Raw genomic sequence first — 18,374 nt, 5'->3', positions numbered from 1 at the left:
GGATAGTAATGCACACAAAGGTAAAGGAGATGAAAATGTTAATCGGCGGGAAGTGGGTCAGTGGTGAAAAGACATTTGAAGTGCGCAACCCTCAAAGCAGCCAAGTAATCGCGCGTGTCCCCCTTGCTTCAAAACAGGATATGTCTCTCGCTATTGATAAAGCGGAGCGGACTTATCGAAATACGCAAGTTTGGCCGACGCATGAACGAATTACCATTTTGGATCGAGTCGTTTCTTTCATGAAAGAGCATGCTGAAGAATTTGCACATATTATTGCTTCTGAAGGAAGTAAAACGATTAATGAAGCACGAGGAGAGGTAAAGCGAGCCACACAAACCATTAAAATTAGTGCGGAAGAGGCAAGAAGGATGAATGGAGAAACCATTAATTTTGACCAAAATGAGGGAAGTGAAAATCGTGTAGGATATCACTATCGATTTCCTGTAGGCGTAGTTGGAGCAATTACACCTTTTAATGATCCTTTAAATTTGGTAGCTCACAAAATTGGCCCGGCCATTGCCGCTGGAAACGCCATTGTTGTGAAGCCTGCTTCCGTAACACCACTCAGTGCGCTAAAGTTAGCAGAGGCTTTTGTGGAAGCAGGTCTTCCGGAAGGGTTCTTATCAGTTGTTACAGGATCAGGCCGGGAACTTGGAGATACACTTGTTACACATCCGGCAGTGCAAATGATATCGTTCACGGGTGGTCCGAATGCAGGAAACAGGATCACGCAAAAGGCAGGAACTAAAAAAGTCAGCATGGAGTTAGGGTCCAATTCTCCGGTTATTGTGCTAAGTGACGCTGACCTTCACGATGCTGTGCAATCTTCTGTATCGGGTGCTTTTTCGGCAGTGGGGCAAAATTGCATTGGGGTTCAGCGAATTTACGTGGAAAAGGACATTTACTCCCAATTTCTGGACACGTTTGTTACTCGCACAGCAGAGTTAATGGTTGGCGATAAAATGGATGAATTGACAGATGTTGGGCCAATGATTGAAGAGAAAGAAGCGGAGCGTGTAGAGTTATGGGTGAATGAAGCAGTAACTTCTGGAGCGACAGTAGAAGTTGGCGGAAAGCGTGAAGGGGCGTATTATTATCCAACCGTGCTAACGAATGTTCCTGAATCAGCCAAAATAGCTAAAGAGGAGATTTTCGGGCCTGTTGTGATTATTCAGCCCGTCGCCGACTTGAACGATGCAGTAGAACTAGCTAATGATGTGGATTATGGACTGCAGGCAGGTATCTTTACAAGTAACATTCATCATGCTTTTTACACCATCAAGCATATGAATGTTGGTGGCATTATGATTAATGATAGCAGTGATTATCGGATTGACGCAATGCCGTTTGGCGGAACTAAAGGCTCCGGAGTCGGTCGTGAAGGCGTGCGTTACGCCATGGAATCGATGACTGAATCCAAAGTGGTATGTTTCCGTCTTCAGGAAAATATGTTGTAGAACTGGATCCTGATGCTCTCGCAGCATCAGGATTTTTCTATGGCATTTTTTCCTGACTTTCTCCTTCAGACTTTTAGGGATAATTTTTTCACCGTTGCAAATAGTAATGATGATCAATTCCTTAAGGAGGATGGAAGATGAGAAAGTCATTATTATTCCTTTTCACAGTCCTGCTCATATCAGTTCTTACAGCGTGTGGTACAGGTGATGAGGGAGCTGCGGAACGCGAATCCTATAATTACAACCAGGTAGAATATGGTCCAGAACAGCGTGAGCAAGTTGAACTGGAACGAGAGCAAAATCGCTTTAGTCCAAATATTCCTTTTGAAGGTACAGATCCGGGTCTGCCTATGGAAAACCATAATAGCGACACACCGAATTCTGATCGCTTCGAGGCAGACGGCGGTAAGGCTGGTACAAATAACCAACGTGTTGATGAAGTAACAGGTGCTTTCCAGGAACAAGTGGTTCAATTAACCAACCAGGCACGCAAAAAGAATGGGTTAAAGCCTCTTAAAATTAATAGTGAATTATCTAAGATTGCCAAGAAAAAATCAACTGACATGGCAGAAAATAATTACTTTGCTCACATATCTCCCACTTATGGCAGTCCTATTCAAATGTTGAAACAGTTTGGGATAGAGTTCAACTATGCTGCAGAAAATATTGCAGTCGGACAGCAGACTCCCAATGAGGTGGTACAAGACTGGTTAGCCAGTCCGGGACACCGTAAAAATATTATGAATGAGCAAGTAACCCAAATTGGAGTCGGCTACACGGAAGAGGGCCAGCACTGGACCCAACTTTTTATAAGTAAATAACCATGGAGGCGCCGAAATAAGTTTGGCGCCTTTTTTCATCGAAAATAAAGGATGATTTTTACATGAGTGAATTTATGTATTTCTGGAATACTGAGCAGTAAGCAGGATTATATATTAATCCGCGATGAAGGGGTGATTGTTTGAAAAAGTTATCGACCCTTTTTTGCATAGTTTGTCTTTTTCTTGGAGCTGTGCTCGCTCCACACCCCATCTATGCAAGGGAGTCAGAACAGCTTGTCGCAATCGGGGACTCGATTCCTTATGGCTATAACCTAACGAAAGATAACACCTTGCCAGCGGGAGAAGCATTTCCTTACATCATGGGTGAGAAAGCCGGTTTAGAGGTAACCAACCTTGGGATACCAGGAATGACTTCTTCTGAGCTGCTAAAAGCTGTACGTACAAACGATAAGTTTCGTAATACGATCAAACATGCTGACTATATTGTTGTAAGTATTGGGGGGAATGACCTTTTAAACCTCTTGAAAGAAAATAAAGGTCTCAAAGGGATAAAAATGGAGGAAGTAGCTCTTGTAGTCCGCGATTTAATCTTTAATGTTTATTCAACTGTCGTCGAGCTAGAACGATTGACAAAGGGTGACATCATTGTTTATAACATCTACAACCCTTATCCTGAAGCGGGTGACAAGCTGGAGGCCCCGCTAAGCTATATTAATGCACAATACAGCTCTCTGATAGAGCTATTAAGCCGCTTCACTAATGTAGAGATGGCGAATGCTTATAAAGCTTTTAAAGGACATCCAGAGTATATTATAAAGGGTGATGTTCACCCTACGAGGCAAGGGCAGATCGTGTTAGCAGAATTAGGACTGAAGCTTATTGAAAAATAAAGCCTGCACAAGATGTGTGGGCTTTTTAGTTTGGGGAGGTTTTTATAACGAGGTTACCGAAATAATTAGGGTTAGGGGAGAATAGAAGAAAGAGGGATGGCATGTGAATAGTTGGAAGAAGAATTTAATTACCACAAATCGAGGGGTATTCGAAGTGTTTTCAAAAGGAAGCGGACCGCCTTTATGTGTCACCCATCTCTATTCGGAATTTAACGAATCAGGTGATTATTTTGCGGAAACGTTCACGGATACAAACAGTGTTTACATCGTAAACTTACGTGAGACAGGGGATTCAGCGAAGGCGGAAGAACCTTACCAATTAAGTATGCTTGAGACTGTTTTTGATCTGGAAGCCATTCGGGAAGGGATGAGTATAGAAAAATGGGGCTTTGCTGGGCATTCAACTGGGGGGATGCTTGGGATTGTATATGGCATTCAATTTTCTGAACGCTTGAATTTCCTTATAATTGCAGGGGCAGCTGCAAGGGAGTATATGACGTTCTCTGAGAAGTGTATCTATAATGTTAATCACCCCCAATTTCAACGTATGCAAGACCTTATAGAAGAATTAAAAAGGAGTGAATTATCGGAGAGCAATCGCAGCAAGTTATCTAAAGAAAGGACTAAGCTGTCTCTGCATAAACCTGATCGTTATGAGGAGTTGTTTTGCAAGAGTATTCAGAAGAATATGGCTGCCATTCGAATGAATTATTTTGTCAGAGAGCTTCCCATTTTTGATGTTAGCAGAAAGTTACCTTTCATTAAGTCTCCTGTGCTGATCATATGCGGCGAGCATGATGTCCAGTGCCCATTAGAGTATTCCCTTGAAATGAAGGAGCTTATTCCGAACTCGAAGTTAGTAGTATTTACGCATAGTAACCATTATCCTTTCCTGGAGGAAGAAGCGAAATTTAAGCGTGCCATCTCAACATTTATCCATAATCAAAGGGAAAGTAGTCAGGGTAAATTTGGTACACTATGAGAAAAAGGAGTAGTTAGCTGTATGATACGTTTTGGCATTATAGGAACGAACTTTATAACTGAATCTATGATTGAAGCAGGTCGGTATGTTGAACAATTTGAATTGAAAGCCGTTTATTCAAGAACAGAGGAACGAGCCAAGGAATTTGCAGAGCAATTCGGAGCGGAACTCATTTTTACCTCCGTTGAGGAAATGTGTAGTTCGGAAGAGGTCGATGCCATATATGTGGCCAGTCCGAATTCATTTCACGCTAGACAAGCAATCACAGCAATGGAGCACGGGAAACATGTGTTATGTGAAAAACCTATGGCCTCCAACCAACGAGAAGCAGCACGTATGATTGAGGTGGCGAGAGCCAATCAAGTACTTCTGATGGAAGCTGTTAAATCAACATTGATGCCAGGTTTTGTCAGTTTACAAACGCATTTACATAAAATTGGTAAGGTGCGCCGTTTCACAGGGAACTTCTGCAAGTATTCTTCACGTTATAACGCTTACCGGGAAGGGAAGGTCCTTAATGCATTTAATCCTGTTTTCTCGAATGGCTCTTTGATGGATCTAGGTGTGTATGGAGTTTACCCTCTAGTAGTGCTCTTCGGAGAACCGGAATCGATTAAGGCAAATGGAGTGAGGCTTGCTTCGGGTGTTGATGGAGAAGGTAGTATTCTAGCTGAATATGAAGGGATGGAGGCTGTCATTACTCATTCGAAAATCAATCATTCTTATGCTCCTTCTGAAATTCAAGGAGAAGAAGGTGTAATGATTATTCCTAATATTTCAGAGCCGGAAAACATTGAGATCCGCTATAATGACGGGACAGTTGATCACTTAGGGAAGCGGGATACTTACCCGCCGATGTATTATGAACTTATGGAGTTTGTTAATCTAGTCCAAAAGGGTGAAATACAGTCCACTGTCAATTCCCACAAAAATACGCTGATTGCTACGCAATTTCTGCAAGAGGCCAGAAGGCAAATGGGGATTAAGTACCCTGCCGATGATGAATAACAAGAGAAAGCCCTGGAAATTGTAACTGTTATTATGTGAACTCCTCCAAATACTGTATGAGCATAACATGGTAAAAGGGTCGGAATAATATGTTATATTTGAAATACAGTTGATACTTGTAGTATCCAGGAAAGGAGTTTGGTCCGTGAGAAAAATTTATGTATTGCATGAAAATGATGAATGGACGGATCATTTGACGAAGCGATTAAAGGAATTGCAGTTACCTTTTGAATTATGGCATCTGGATCAAGGGAATATAGACTTAACTAATGAGCCTCCGGAAGGTGTTTTTTACAATCGGATAAGTGCCTCTTCACATACAAGAGACCATCGCTTTGCTCCTGAGTTTACAGAAGCAGTGCTTGCTTGGCTTGAGCGACATGGTCGAACTGTTATAAATGGAAGTCGAGCACTGCGTCTTGAAGTAAGCAAAGTGAATCAGTATATGGCATTGAACAGTGCAGGGGTCAAATCTCCGAAAACAATCGCTGCTGTAGGAAAAGACCAGATCATTGAGTCCGCCAAAAAGCTGGACTTAGTACCTTTTATTACGAAGCATAACCGTGCTGGAAAAGGTCAGGGCGTGCAGCTTTTTCATTCTATTGAAGCGTTAAAAGAGTATGTTTATGGAGCCTCCTTTGAAGAGCCGGTAGATGGTGTTACCCTCATCCAACAGTACGTAGAAGCCCCGGAGCCTTATATCGTACGACATGAATTTGTAGGCGGGAAGTTTCTATATGCCGTCAAAGTGGATACCTCTGAAGGTTTTGAATTGTGCCCGGCGGACGCTTGCTCGATTGATGATATGTATTGTCCTACTGGGGAACAAGAGAAAGAGACAGGCGGACCTAAGTTCGAGATTCTTGAAGGTTATCATCATCCGATCTTGGAGCAATATGAGAAATTTCTCCAGGAGAATAATATTCAAGTTGCCGCAATTGAAGCGATTCAGGACCAAGATGGGCAGCTTTACACGTATGATGTGAACACGAACACCAACTACAATTCTGATGCTGAAGCGAGTGCGGATGTTTACGGAATGCTTGCGCTCGCAAAGTATTTGGGTGAACAGCTTCAAACTCTTCAAAAAGCATAAGGTGTGGGAACATACTCTAGTGCAGAATTAAACCTTTGAATCAGTCTCTTTAATGAAGGAGGCTGATTTTTCTTTTTGCCAATGAAAAATTAGACAAGTTCTCGTGGTTTGCTTGCATATGTATAAGTAAACAAGCCATGGGAGGAATTACTTGTGAGAATTTTATTTATTACTAAAAAGAAAATAGGTGTGTTTTTCGGTATCCTGGTAGCAATGGCTGTAGCATTTTTCATTGGAACTTCATTATGGGGGAGTGAGGCTGTCCCTACTCTTTCCAAACCAGCAAGCGCAGATACACGCGTTATTCATCTCGTGACAGGGGAATTCAAATCCGAGACGGCTGATGGAGAAGAAATAGAAGCTTATCGTTGGGATCCGGGGACCATCTATGTAGAAAAGGGTGAACCATTTCGATTGAATATATACGGTGTGAATGGAAAAGAGCATCCATTTCATATTGAGGGAACTGATGTCAAAGGCGTCGTTAAAAAAGGGAAAGAGACGATCGTTGATTTAAAATTTGATGAAGAAGGGGTTTATAGACTTATTTGCACCACCCATTCAGATATCCAATCTAACGGGCCGATGATTGCCTATATCGTTGTCGATTAAGGCTTTTCCGTATAGATAATATAAAGACCTCACTCAGCATGAAGTAATTAGGAGGTCTTTTTTTCTTGGGTGGACTGACAAAGCCCTGTACTAGAAGAAGAGTTAGCGGCATTTGACGAGTACATAAAGTCTAGGCTCATATGTTACTATAACCATACATATTGACTAGAAGATAGGAGTCTAAAAATGAGCAATGATCATTATCTTAGAGTACCTACGCCCTCTGACTTTAGTTTTAATGAATGCTTAGTTTACCTCAATCGCTCTTCTCAAGAAGTTCTGCACACCACTGGGGGAGAATCAGTTATCAAACTCCTCAATGTGAATCATTCCTTAGTTTTCCTAAAGCTGAGAAGTAAAGAAAGTGCGATCATCGCTGAGTTTCCGTTGGGTAAACCAAATAAGGAGACATGCAATCTGATTACTAACTATATTCACGAATGGTTTGATCTAAATAGAGATATGACTGACTTTTATTCAATGGCCCAAAATGACTGCATCTTAACTAACATTGTATCTAAACACCGCGGGTTACGAATTGTCGGCATCCCTGATTTGTTTGAAGCATTAACGTGGGCAGTCATTGGGCAGCAAATCAATCTCACATTTGCTTATACATTAAAGAAACGATTTGTAGAACATTTTGGTGAAAAATTTGAATATCAGGGGCAGCTCTACTGGTTGTATCCTGATTGTCACCAAATTGCCTCCCTTGATGTTAGCCACCTTAAAAAGCTGCAATTCACAACACGTAAAGCAGAGTATGTTATCGGGATCGCCAAGTCAATAGTTTCCCGGGAAATAACGAAGGAAGCACTTTTACAAATGGATTATGAAGGGATGAAAAACAGCTTAATGAAACTTAGAGGTGTCGGCGCATGGACAGCCGATTATGTTATGCTGCGATGCCTGCTTCAACCCCAAGCTTTTCCCTCAGCGGATATTGGAATTCATCATGCCCTTCGAAAGCAGCTGGAATTAGATCAGAAACCGACGACTAACTATGCTGAGGAATTGTCAAAGAAATGGAGAGACTGGCGAGCATATGCAGCTTTTTACTTGTGGAGGTCTCAGTTGGAATAGATGAACAGGGTGCAAACTCATACTTAACGACGTTAAGAGGCAGATTGATCAAGAAGGCGTGGATATCTTTAAACGTCCAAATTCCTCTTAATAAACGTAAAGCCCCGTTATTCAAAAAGAAAAACGGGACTTTGTATGTCTACATAGAAAAATTCGTCATTATCCAACCTTATTGATCTGTTGGAATGAGCGGAAGCAAAATGTGCGATGGATACTTTTCACTGTGATAGATCGTTTGATGCGCGATCTTACTTTCACTGCTGTCGAACATGGTTTCTCCAGTATTTAAGTTAGCGGCAAAGCGCGGAAAATTACTGGAGGAGATTTCAACTCTGATTTGGTGATCAGTTAGAAATACATTGCTCGTTGCCCATAAATCTATCTCGTATTCAACGATCTCACCTTTTAACTCTGGTTCCGGTTCATACCCATTTCGATACCGTGCCCGGACGATGCCATCCGTTAAATTATAAGCCGTACCATCTGGTGTCACATCTACTAGTTTAGCTGTGAAATCAGTATCTTTTGCATCAGTGGAAGCCCAAAGGTGGAATTTAATAGGACCTGTCACTTCAACTGGCTCTTTTAATGGTGCAGTCGTGTAGACTAACATATCATCTCGATCCTCTATAGTTCTTTGATCACGTGGCCCTGTAGTATTTACGCCATCATACAGCGTGCCTCCTCCGTTTGATGGAACAGGTTCTTCGGGGTTGTATGCAAACTGATCGGCTGGCTCCTGCCCAGGTGTCATTTCTGAAAGCTTTCCATCCCCAGAACGTGAGTTGGCTTGACCCTGGCTGTGCAAATAGTAACGAGTATAATTTGTACGTGCGAGCGGCCATTCTTGTTCATCGCGCCATTGATTGATCCCCATGACAAATAGCTTAACGGGGGATTCTTCTCGAATGTGTGTATTTTCACCTTTTAACCAATAGTCAAACCAGCGAACATGAAGGTCTGTCAGACTTTCCTTAAAGTCAATCCAATCTTCTGAGGCATGAAGGCCAAATTTTCGATCTCCAATTAAAGAGCCAAAATCCCCATGGGCCCAGGGGCCGATCATTAATTTCTGCTGTTCCCTTACATTGCGACCGTCCGCCTTCGCTTTCATTTCGGTGTAATTGTCTATGGTGGATCCTAGAAGGCTATCGTACCATCCGCCAAGGTGATAGGCGGGAACATTCATCTGATCATATTGATTTGCGATGCTTGACTTGTCCCAGCTCTCATCATTTAATTCACGCTCCATTTGTTCGAAGAAATACTCCGCAACACCTAGTTCTTTGAGCGGCGGCCAACATTTTATCGGAGCATGACGATACCATTCTTCTATACGATCTACACTCTTGGCCCATTTGCCCATTACTGAGTTATATGTTTCTGAATCTGTGTATTTTCTTTTTACAAGATCAGGTGCTATGGACTCGAGAACCCAAGTTTCCGATAATCCCAACCCATAAGCACCATCATAGTAAAAATTGCCTTTTCTTTGGTCGCTTAACGTTTGAGCAGGAAAGATGGCTCGTAAGCTGGGAGGACGTTCCGCTGCAGCTAGTAGTTGTGTGAAACCGTAGTAGGAAAGACCGAACATGCCTACTTTCCCTGATGAGTAAGGTAGTGACGCCGCCCACTCAACCGTATCGTAACCATCTTCAGCTTCGTAAATAAATGGCTCGAATTCTCCTTCAGATTGGAACCTTCCCCGTACATCTTGAACAATTACAATGTAGCCATTTTCAACAAGGCGGTTCGTATCCAGATAACGATGAGAATAAAAGGGCAGATCTTTGCTGTAGGGAAGGCGAGTCAATAATATAGGAAATTTACCTTCTAGATGAGGGCGATATATGTCAGAGTATAATACTGTTCCGTCGCGCATTGTGCAGGGCACATTTTTTTCTACTAAAATCTCCATGGAGAGTGCCTCCTTTTTATACGAATTTAAGATATATGAAAACAGCAGGGAGCAGCCCCTGCTGTTAAGCTGTTTTTTCCATTTTATCCGTCTTTTTCCCTTTGACTGGTGAAAGCAGCTTCTCAAACCAACCCATGACGACGTCAGCAACAACCGCCATTACTGCTGTTGGAATAGCTCCGGCTAGAATAATAGCTGTTCCATTTGTCGCATTTGTTCCACGGATAATAATATCACCTAATCCACCGGCCCCGATAAATGTTCCAATCGTGGCAATACCGATAGCAATAACCAGAGCAGTCCTCAGCCCTGCCATAATAACAGACAGTGCGAGAGGTAACTCTACCATTCTTAATAGTTGAAACTTTGTCATTCCCATACCTTTTCCCGATTCGATCAGTGCTCGGTCGACACTGCGAATACCTGTGTATGTGTTTCTAAGAATCGGTAAAAGGGAATAGAGAAATAACGCAAAGACAACTGTATTGGCTCCGAGTCCCATAGCTAGCATGAGGACAGCCAGCATAGCCAGGGCTGGCACCGTTTGAATAATGTTCGTCAAGGAAATCACCCAGGCACTTAATCTAGCATGACGTGCAATTAAAATCCCTACTGGAATAGCAACCATAGCTGCAAATAAAACACCGTAGGCAGACATTAGAAAGTGCCGAAAAAATTGTTCCCACACATAACCCATATTTTGTGAATAATACAGTCCTAAATCCGTAAGTGTTTCCAAAGTATCTTCACCTCCTGGTGATCTTTATTCGAAGTAATTATGTTTTTCTAAAAACTCTTTAGCTACAAGCTTCGGTTCTTTCATTTTTACGTTGGCTTTATGATTCATCTTTCTCATTTGTTCCGTATCAATCGTACCGGCTAACTTTTGCAGAACATCGCGAAGTTCCGGATGTTTCTCGAGGACTTCGTCACGGGCAACCGGTGAAGCATCATACGGAGGGAAAAGATGTTTATTATCCTTTAAGGTCACGAGATCGAAGGCTTCTAAACGTCCGTCTGTAGTATAGGCCAGCACAACATCCATTTCTCCGCTCTCTACAGCTTTATAAACTAAGCCAATCGACATCGGAAATACGCGTCCGAATTCAAATCCGTATTCTTTTATGAACGAGTCGTATCCTACGGCCGGACGTCTAATCCAAGCACTGTCCACTCCTAGGCTCAAATCAGCAGCAATGGATTCCAAGTCTGAAACAGTTTCTAAGTTTTCTTTTTCAGCCAGTTCACTCTTTACTGTAAAAGCATACGAATTGGCAAAACCATAAGAATCGAACCAAGTTTGATTAAATTGTTCCTGGAATTCTCTTTTTACAACTTTCATAGCTTTGTCCGGATCTGTAATAGGTTCCATTCCAAGGGCACCGACCAAATCCGTTCCTGTATATCTTGTAGCCGTAATATCTACTTCGCCAGACATCATAGCTTCATGCTGCACAGTAGAGGACCCAAGATTAGTTATCATTTCTGTTTGGAGATCTGTGTAATGTTGTATCATGAGTCGAACCATGTTGCCCATGATAGCTGATTCCGCTGTTCCTAATGTACCTATGGTGACGGTCTTTTCAGCAGGTCCGCTCAGCCCTGGCAATGAACAGCCGCTAAGCAGTGTTGTAACTAGCATCAATGCTATGAAGGGTTTCTTAATTATTTTGAACACCATGTATGCTCCTCCTTTCTAAGCAGTCCTTATCCCTTTAGGGGTCGCACGTTTTTCAAGACGTCCTAGTATCAAGTCGGTAGCTAAGGCCAATAGAGTAACAGGCACAGCTCCGGCAATAATCAGGTCAGGACGGTAGAGGTTTAGACCATTAAAGATATAATCACCTAATCCGCCGGCACCGATAAATGAAGCAAGGGTTGCCCAGCCAATCAGGTAGACAGTCGATACCCGGACACCAGCCATAATTACTGGTACGGCGAGCGGCAGTTCCACATCACGAATGCGCTGCCAGCCGCTCATGCCCATTCCTCTTCCAGCTTCTAATAAGCTTTTATTTACTTCCTTAACTCCGATATACGTGTTTCTCAACATAGGCAGCATGGAGTAGAAAAACAATGCTGCAATTGCAGGAATTTTACCAACGCCGAGTATCGGGATAAAGAAGGCGAGGATCGCAAGACTTGGGAACGTTTGAACAACTCCAACTGTCCCAATTACAAATCCTGCTAGCTTAGGGACACGTGTGAGTGCTACTCCAAGCGGGATTGCAACAATAACACCAAGGAGAACAGCGAGCAGTGAAATGTAAAAGTGTTCCCACGTTTTCATGAGCAATTGATTCCCGTTATTCGCCAAAAACTCTAACAATTGATCCATCTTATCCCCTCCTATACTTCTGTCGTGGCGAGTTGATCTTCTTCGCCCCAAATGGAGTCGTATACTACATCTGCAAGACTTGCCCTTGTCACAAGACCACGGAGACGCTGATTATCATCAACAACAGGTACATATTTCATGCCTCTTCGCAATATTTTGTGGATGGTATCGCGCAGTAATGTTCCCTCATTCACGGTATAAAGCTCCGTTTCTAACACATCCCCGACACGGGTTGCCTTTTTGCGATTTTGATCAATCATCTCAATATCGATAAAACCTTTTAACACTTGTTCTTCGTCAACAACTAGCAACGAATCAACCCTGCGCTCTTTCATGATCTGAATAGCATCAGTCAATGTTTTATCTTCAGTTATTGTTGCAGGATCAGACCCCATGATCTGTTCAACTGTCTGAATACTAGGGCGGGCTTGTACTAAACGCTCTTTGCCGATAAACTCTTCGACAAATTGATCTGTTGGGTTTCTTAGAATTTCATCGGGTGTGCCAACTTGCACCAGTTGACCATCGCGCATAATCACAATTCGGTCAGCCAGTTTAAGGGCTTCATCCATATCGTGCGTGACAAAAACGATCGTTTTTCCAAGTGACTGCTGCAGCTTCTTAAACTCTTCCTGCAGAGCATCCCTTGTAATCGGATCAAGAGCACCGAAAGGCTCATCCATTAAAATAAGGGGAGGATCTGCAGCAAGTGCCCGCAGTACACCGATACGCTGTTGCTGACCTCCGCTTAATTCATGTGGATAGCGGTTTAAGTATTCAGATTCCATGTCGACAAGCTGCAGCAATTCTGCTGCTCGGCTTTTCCTCTTTTCCTCTGGCCACTTTAACAGCTTCGGTACAATTGAAATGTTTTCCTGAATCGTCATATGCGGAAATAGTCCGATTTGCTGAATAACATAACCAATTTCGCGCCTGAGCTGCACCAGATCTTTTTCTAAAATATTTTCCTCCTCAATATAAATGCTTCCATCCGAAGGCTCGATAAGTCGGTTAATCATTTTCATTGTTGTCGTTTTACCACAGCCACTTGGACCGATAAATACAACGAATTCACCTTTTTCTACCTCAAGGTTCATATTATCAACCGCTTTATTATTACCTTCGTACACTTTTGTTACGTGATCGAATTTAAGCAAGTGAAAGCCACCTCCAAAATAAATTTTATATAGTTTCTTTTCGACAAAACTATGAATGATTCGCTAATTAAGTATAAAATAGTTTTTATGAAGAACAAAATTTATTTATTGCACATATAATACATAAAGTTTGTAAACTTTTTATTGTATAAAGTTTATGGCGATCTTACTTAAAATTCCCCTTTCTTAGTTAAAAATGCTTTGATTTGCTCGTTTTCCATTTCTTGTCCGGTATGTTAAATTGGCTTATATAAAACCGAAAGTCGAAAGGATGAAGCATGTGGAAGAAAAACCGTTCGACAAAACAAAAGAAATTGAAGAACAGTTTATAGAAAAAATTGCTGACAATATGAATACATTCGGAATATCGACAACTGTCGGACGCGTTCTGGGGACTATTTATATGAATAGGGAGCCGATGACACTCGATGAGTTGTCGGAGAGCGTCGGGATGAGCAAAACCCGAATGAGCCAGGTTGTTCGTGAAATGGTAGATCTCAATATAGCGGAGAAAGTCTTTAAAAAAGGCGTCCGCAAAGACTTATACAACGTTGAGCGTGATTATTACCAAACTTTCGTATCGCTGTTTACCTCCAATTGGCGTAAAGCGATAAGCAAAAGTAAAATGTTCGAGCAAAAGCTTCAACGTGAACTTGCTGAAATTGAAAAAGAAGCAGCTGTGGATGAAGAGACTGAACAGAAAATCAATGAATTACTTAAGGAAACGAGAATCTGGCTGGATTACTATGATTGGATTAGCCGGGTAACGGAGTTTTTCGAAAGTGGCGAAATCTTTAAACATGTACCCGTTCGACAGGATAGGGATAAATAATTGATTGGACCTAAGACCAAACTATACAAATGAGAAAAATGCTAGGAGGAAATACTATGCAGAAGAAAGTGATTTTATCTTGCGCTGTGACTGGTGCAGGCGATACTGTTTCTAAAAACCCTGATGTTCCTGTAACACCTAAGGAAATCGCAGATGCTTCCATTAAAGCTGCGAAAGCAGGTGCTACCATTGCACACATTCATGTTCGTGATCCAGAGACAGGACAATTGAGTCATGATGTGAATTTATTCAGGGAAGTTGTTGAGCGCGTCCGTGAAGCTGATACGGATGTTATTTTAAATATCACTGCCGGTGGCGGCGGTGACTGGATTCCGAGTGACGAAGATCCAACGAGAGGCGGGGCAGGCACAGATATGCAAACACCTGAGGAACGTCATGAGCCAGTAGGTGAACTGCTTCCTGAAATCTGTACATTGGATTGTGGAAGTGTCAATTTCGGGAATCAAGTGTACATCAGTCCAACAGACTGGCTGAGAAAACAGGCCAGCCTCATCCAGCAAAGCGGTGTAAGGGCGGAACTTGAGTGTTTTGATACGGGTCATATTCGTTTTGCTAACCAATTGGTGAAAGAAGGGCTGATTGACGGCGACCCACTATTCCAATTTTGCCTGGGAATACCATGGGGAGCTGCTGCAGATGCAGAGACCATTGCATATATGAAGAGCCGCATTCCAGAAAATGGGCGCTGGGCAGCCTTTGGTATCGGCAGGATGCAAATGCCCGTTGTGGCGCAGTCCGTCTTACAAGGCGGTAACATCCGTGTAGGCCTTGAAGACAACATTTACTTGAAAAAAGGTGTGCTGGCATCGAATGAACAACTGGTCGACAAAGCTGTCGGCATAACACAAAGCCTGGGTTCTGACATTATGACTCCAGCAGAAGCACGAGAGATGCTGAATCTGCGAAACCCACACGGAAAGGAACAATAATATGGAACAGCAAACAACAATGGTAAAACACATAACTGTAGTCGGAACCGGTGTGATTGGCAATGGATGGATTACTCGCTTTCTGGCGAACGGGTACAAAGTAACGGCTACAGACCCTGCACCAGAAGCAGAATCCAACATGCATGCGGCGGTGAAGAATGCCTGGCCAGCCATGGAAAAATACGGACTTAGCCAAGGCGCTTCACTGGATAACCTTTCTTTTGAAAAGGATCTGAAGACAGCGGTGGCTGAAGCCGACTTTATCCAGGAGAATGTGCCAGAACGGGAAGAACTGAAACGGCAGGTTATTGCTGAAATCGATGGATACGCTAAAGCAGAGGCAATCATTGCCTCAAGCACATCTGGAATTGTTCCGAGTGTTCTGCAAAAGGATTGTACAGCGCATCCCGAGCGTGTCATGGTTGCACATCCCTTTAACCCGGTTTATTTAGTTCCGCTTGTGGAAGTTGTTGGCGGCGGGAAAACAAATCAGGCATTCATAGAAAAAGCGCGTAAGTTTTATGAAGAGCTTAATATGAAGCCACTAGTTGTCCAAAAAGAAGTCGAAGGCCATGTTGCAGACAGATTGATGGAAGCGATCTGGAGAGAAGCGCTGCACATCGTAAATGATGGGGTTGCTACAACGGAAGAAGTTGATGCATCGATTGTGTATGGCCCAGGTTTGCGTTGGGCTTTAATGGGGCCATTCCTGACTTTGCATATGGGTGGAGGCAAACAAGGAATGAGACATTTGCTTCACCAATTCGGACCAGCCTTGAAGCTGCCGTGGACGAAACTTGAAGCGCCAGAGCTTACGGATGAGCTGGCTGAAAAGGTAATCACTGGTTGTGAAGCCCAAACAGAGGGAAGCGATATGGCAGAGCTCGAAAAACGCCGTGATCAATTTTTAATCGAGCTGCAGGAGCTGTTGGAAAAATATTGGCCAGCCGCTAATTTGAATGGCAGATTATAAAGGAGCAAATGAATGAACTCGTTAGTCGTTTTAAAAGATCATGTTAGAAAAGAATGGATTGATTACAACGGCCATATGAATGATGCTGATTACGTCCGGGCATTCAGCTGGGCGGTTGATGGTTTCGTGAGGGAAATGGGTGTAACTGATGCTTTTCGTGAAAAAGAACAGTACACCATGTTCACCCTTGAAAATCACGTCTGTTACTTAGCAGAAATGAATTTTGAAGAGTCATTGGAAGTCCATGCAACCGTACTTGACTATGACGCGAAGCGCGTCCACCTTTTTCTCGAGTTATATGGAGCGGAAGGTAAACGGGCGGCTACGAGCGAACAAATGCTCATGGGCATGGACCAGGAATCTGGCCGGCCTGGTCCGTTTCCGGATGAGGTTTCTTCAAAGCTGCAATCATTGGCAGACCAGTTTTCTGTTGAAACAAAACCGAAAGAAGCGGGAAGAGTCATCGGGATTAAAAAGAAAAGATAATGCCTTTATAACTATGAAATTTAAGCACGAGCATGAGGCTATACACCTCATGCTCGTGTTTTAAGTTTTTCCCATCAGCAGTAACTCTAACCTCCTTAAAGTAATACTTCAACCCAATATACTTTGCACAAAGTATATTGGGTGATAAAATAGTTGTATATCCTTAAAGGAGGAATTCAAAATGGGGAAATTTGATAATAAAGTGGCTATTATAACTGGCGGTGCTTCTGGCATGGGACGTCGTATGGTTGAACTATTCAGTGAAGAAGGAGCTTTAGTGATTGCAGCTGATATTAACAGAGATAGTTTACAAGAAGTTGACAATATAGAAGGCGTGGAAGGTCTGTACCTTAATGTTTCTTCTGAGGATAATTGGATCAGCCTCACTAAACAAGTGATCGACACCTATGGAAAAATTGATATCCTTATTAACAACGCGGGAATTTCAAGCGAAAAAACGGTTCAGGATATAACCATTGAGGATTGGGATACGATGATGCGAATTAACAGTTTCGGCCCATTTGCAGGAATGAAACATGTTATTCCTTATATGATGGAACAAAAGTCTGGTGCAATCGTTAATATTTCTAGTTATACAGCTCAAATTGGAATGGGCTTGAATAACTATTCGGCATCAAAAGGAGCGGTACGTGCTATTTCAAAAGCAGCAGCTACTCAATACGGTCCGTATGGTGTACGGGTGAATGCCGTATTCCCTGGAGTTATTCAAACGCCAATGACGGATGGGCTAAAAGAATCTGGTGAGACACTTAAGAGCCTTATTCGTGCTACTCCATTACAAAGACTTGGTACGACAGAGGACGTAGCACAGGCTGTTTTATATTTGGCATCCGACAATGCAGCCTATGTTACAGGAGCTGAACTAGTCATTGATGGTGGTTTTTCAGCTCAATAAACATGACTGGTTCTTTATAGAAAGTGCACCCTTTTCGTAAAAGGGTGCATTTTTTTACTTATGTTAATTTAACTGTGCCTCCATCCACCATGATCGTTTGACCCGTAATATATGAGCTATTTTCACTGCTTAGAAAGACAGCGGCTTTTCCGATGTCCTGCTCTGGATCCCCCAGCCTCCCTAGTGGAATTCCAGATATCATGGATTGATACTGTTCAGGGTGCTGCTGTCTCCATCCTTCTACACCAGCAGTATGGGCGATCGGTGAAATTAAGTTCACATTAATTTGATCTCTGGCCCATTCATTTGCCACCGTACGTGTTAATCCTCGAATTGCCTCTTTGGCTGCTGCATAAGAGGCTTGATTTGGCTGGCAGGAAATCCCTGCACCTGAGGCGAAGTTGATGACAAATCCTTGGTTTCCTTTCAATTGTTCATAACTTGCTTGCATTAAATTCACAGTAGGGTAAAATCCAGTGTTAAAGGATAAATCAAAATCATCACGCATTGTATTTGTAAATGGCTTTTGTCTGGAAGCATGGGCATTATTGATGAGAATATCGAGCTTGCCGAACGTATCGATGGTTTCCTGAACAATTTCTGCTGCATGTTCAGCGATAGAAATATCTTTTAAAATGAAATGGACTTTGCCAAATTCTTTCAACACCTTCATTGTAGATTGACCAGCATCCTTATTAATATCTACAATGACTACGTTTGCGCCTTCCTTCAGCAAGGCTTTGGCAATACCTTTCCCTATACCTCCTGCACCACCTGTTATAATTGCGACTTTATTATCTAATTGCATGGAATCACTCCTGTCAGTTTATTTACATTATATATCCTTATATACTCTGCGCAAAGTAATTAGTTTATCGAGAAAGGGTGACAGCT

19 protein-coding genes are annotated in these 18,374 nt (G+C 42.5%); 13 read left to right on the top strand and 6 right to left on the bottom strand.

Annotation, left to right across the window (positions count from 1 at the left end):
- Window positions 1-8 precede the first annotated feature (8 nt).
- The 8 genes from G6R08_RS09080 to G6R08_RS09045 all read left to right on the top strand — a co-directional run bounded on the left by G6R08_RS09080 (window position 9) and on the right by G6R08_RS09045 (window position 7,910).
- A complete protein-coding gene (locus tag G6R08_RS09080; RefSeq protein ID WP_163527689.1) occupies window positions 9-1,457 on the top strand; it encodes an aldehyde dehydrogenase family protein in 1,449 nt (482 codons plus the stop codon).
- 137 nt (window positions 1,458-1,594) lie between these two features.
- Complete coding sequence (locus G6R08_RS09075) at window positions 1,595-2,278, top strand: CAP domain-containing protein (protein WP_163527688.1); 684 nt, start codon at window positions 1,595-1,597, stop codon at window positions 2,276-2,278.
- A 140-nt stretch (window positions 2,279-2,418) separates the two neighbouring features.
- Complete coding sequence (locus tag G6R08_RS09070) at window positions 2,419-3,129, top strand: SGNH/GDSL hydrolase family protein (RefSeq protein ID WP_240339676.1); 711 nt, start codon at window positions 2,419-2,421, stop codon at window positions 3,127-3,129.
- A gap of 103 nt (window positions 3,130-3,232) precedes the next feature.
- Window positions 3,233-4,111 carry an alpha/beta fold hydrolase gene (locus G6R08_RS09065; protein WP_163527687.1) on the top strand — a complete coding sequence of 293 codons (879 nt, stop codon included), beginning with the start codon at window positions 3,233-3,235 and terminating at the stop codon, window positions 4,109-4,111.
- 21 nt (window positions 4,112-4,132) lie between these two features.
- On the top strand, window positions 4,133-5,119 hold the full coding sequence (locus tag G6R08_RS09060) for a Gfo/Idh/MocA family protein (RefSeq protein ID WP_163527686.1): 987 nt from the start codon (window positions 4,133-4,135) through the stop codon (window positions 5,117-5,119).
- Window positions 5,120-5,264: 145 nt separating this feature from the next.
- Entirely contained in the window at window positions 5,265-6,215 is a 951-nt protein-coding gene (locus tag G6R08_RS09055) for an ATP-grasp domain-containing protein (RefSeq protein WP_163527685.1), read from the top strand.
- Between the two features lie 153 nt (window positions 6,216-6,368).
- The gene (locus G6R08_RS09050) at window positions 6,369-6,827 is read left to right on the top strand and encodes a cupredoxin domain-containing protein (protein WP_420810389.1); all 459 of its coding nucleotides are present in this window, start codon (window positions 6,369-6,371) and stop codon (window positions 6,825-6,827) included.
- Between the two features lie 186 nt (window positions 6,828-7,013).
- Window positions 7,014-7,910, top strand: a complete 897-nt coding sequence (locus G6R08_RS09045) for a DNA-3-methyladenine glycosylase family protein (protein ID WP_163527684.1) — start codon at window positions 7,014-7,016, stop codon at window positions 7,908-7,910.
- Window positions 7,911-8,079: 169 nt separating this feature from the next.
- Here G6R08_RS09045 and G6R08_RS09040 read toward each other — a convergent pair whose 3' ends face one another.
- The 5 genes from G6R08_RS09040 to G6R08_RS09020 all read right to left on the bottom strand — a co-directional run bounded on the left by G6R08_RS09040 (window position 8,080) and on the right by G6R08_RS09020 (window position 13,323).
- Window positions 8,080-9,828 carry a CocE/NonD family hydrolase gene (locus G6R08_RS09040; RefSeq protein ID WP_163527683.1) on the bottom strand — a complete coding sequence of 583 codons (1,749 nt, stop codon included), beginning with the start codon at window positions 9,826-9,828 and terminating at the stop codon, window positions 8,080-8,082.
- A 64-nt stretch (window positions 9,829-9,892) separates the two neighbouring features.
- Window positions 9,893-10,567: an ABC transporter permease gene (locus G6R08_RS09035; protein WP_163527682.1), complete on the bottom strand. Its 675-nt coding sequence runs from the start codon at window positions 10,565-10,567 to the stop codon at window positions 9,893-9,895.
- Between the two features lie 24 nt (window positions 10,568-10,591).
- Window positions 10,592-11,509 carry an osmoprotectant ABC transporter substrate-binding protein gene (locus tag G6R08_RS09030; protein WP_163527681.1) on the bottom strand — a complete coding sequence of 306 codons (918 nt, stop codon included), beginning with the start codon at window positions 11,507-11,509 and terminating at the stop codon, window positions 10,592-10,594.
- A gap of 15 nt (window positions 11,510-11,524) precedes the next feature.
- Window positions 11,525-12,166, bottom strand: a complete 642-nt coding sequence (locus tag G6R08_RS09025) for an ABC transporter permease (protein ID WP_163527680.1) — start codon at window positions 12,164-12,166, stop codon at window positions 11,525-11,527.
- Between the two features lie 11 nt (window positions 12,167-12,177).
- The gene (locus G6R08_RS09020; protein ID WP_163527679.1) at window positions 12,178-13,323 is read right to left on the bottom strand and encodes a betaine/proline/choline family ABC transporter ATP-binding protein; all 1,146 of its coding nucleotides are present in this window, start codon (window positions 13,321-13,323) and stop codon (window positions 12,178-12,180) included.
- A 280-nt stretch (window positions 13,324-13,603) separates the two neighbouring features.
- Here G6R08_RS09020 and G6R08_RS09015 point away from each other — a divergent pair, with 280 nt between their 5' ends.
- The 5 genes from G6R08_RS09015 to G6R08_RS08995 all read left to right on the top strand — a co-directional run bounded on the left by G6R08_RS09015 (window position 13,604) and on the right by G6R08_RS08995 (window position 17,480).
- Window positions 13,604-14,155 (top strand): GbsR/MarR family transcriptional regulator, encoded by a 552-nt coding sequence (locus tag G6R08_RS09015; protein WP_420810388.1) that lies wholly within the window; start codon window positions 13,604-13,606, stop codon window positions 14,153-14,155.
- A gap of 56 nt (window positions 14,156-14,211) precedes the next feature.
- A complete protein-coding gene (locus tag G6R08_RS09010) occupies window positions 14,212-15,105 on the top strand; it encodes a beta-keto acid cleavage family enzyme (RefSeq protein ID WP_163527677.1) in 894 nt (297 codons plus the stop codon).
- Between the two features lies 1 nt (window position 15,106).
- A complete protein-coding gene (locus G6R08_RS09005; RefSeq protein ID WP_205439408.1) occupies window positions 15,107-16,078 on the top strand; it encodes a 3-hydroxyacyl-CoA dehydrogenase NAD-binding domain-containing protein in 972 nt (323 codons plus the stop codon).
- 12 nt (window positions 16,079-16,090) lie between these two features.
- The gene (locus G6R08_RS09000) at window positions 16,091-16,564 is read left to right on the top strand and encodes a thioesterase family protein (RefSeq protein WP_163527676.1); all 474 of its coding nucleotides are present in this window, start codon (window positions 16,091-16,093) and stop codon (window positions 16,562-16,564) included.
- Window positions 16,565-16,745: 181 nt separating this feature from the next.
- Complete coding sequence (locus tag G6R08_RS08995; protein ID WP_163527675.1) at window positions 16,746-17,480, top strand: SDR family NAD(P)-dependent oxidoreductase; 735 nt, start codon at window positions 16,746-16,748, stop codon at window positions 17,478-17,480.
- Window positions 17,481-17,538: 58 nt separating this feature from the next.
- On the opposite strand, the gene G6R08_RS08990 is transcribed toward G6R08_RS08995, so the two are convergent.
- The gene (locus tag G6R08_RS08990) at window positions 17,539-18,288 is read right to left on the bottom strand and encodes an SDR family NAD(P)-dependent oxidoreductase (protein WP_163527674.1); all 750 of its coding nucleotides are present in this window, start codon (window positions 18,286-18,288) and stop codon (window positions 17,539-17,541) included.
- Between the last annotated feature and the right edge of the window lie 86 nt (window positions 18,289-18,374).

This window comes from Halobacillus ihumii (assembly GCF_902726645.1).
GTDB classification, from domain to species: Bacteria; Bacillota; Bacilli; order Bacillales; family Halobacillaceae; genus Halobacillus_A; species Halobacillus_A ihumii.
Note: the sequence above shows the minus strand (reverse complement) of the source record. Positions and strands in the feature narration are given on the sequence as shown.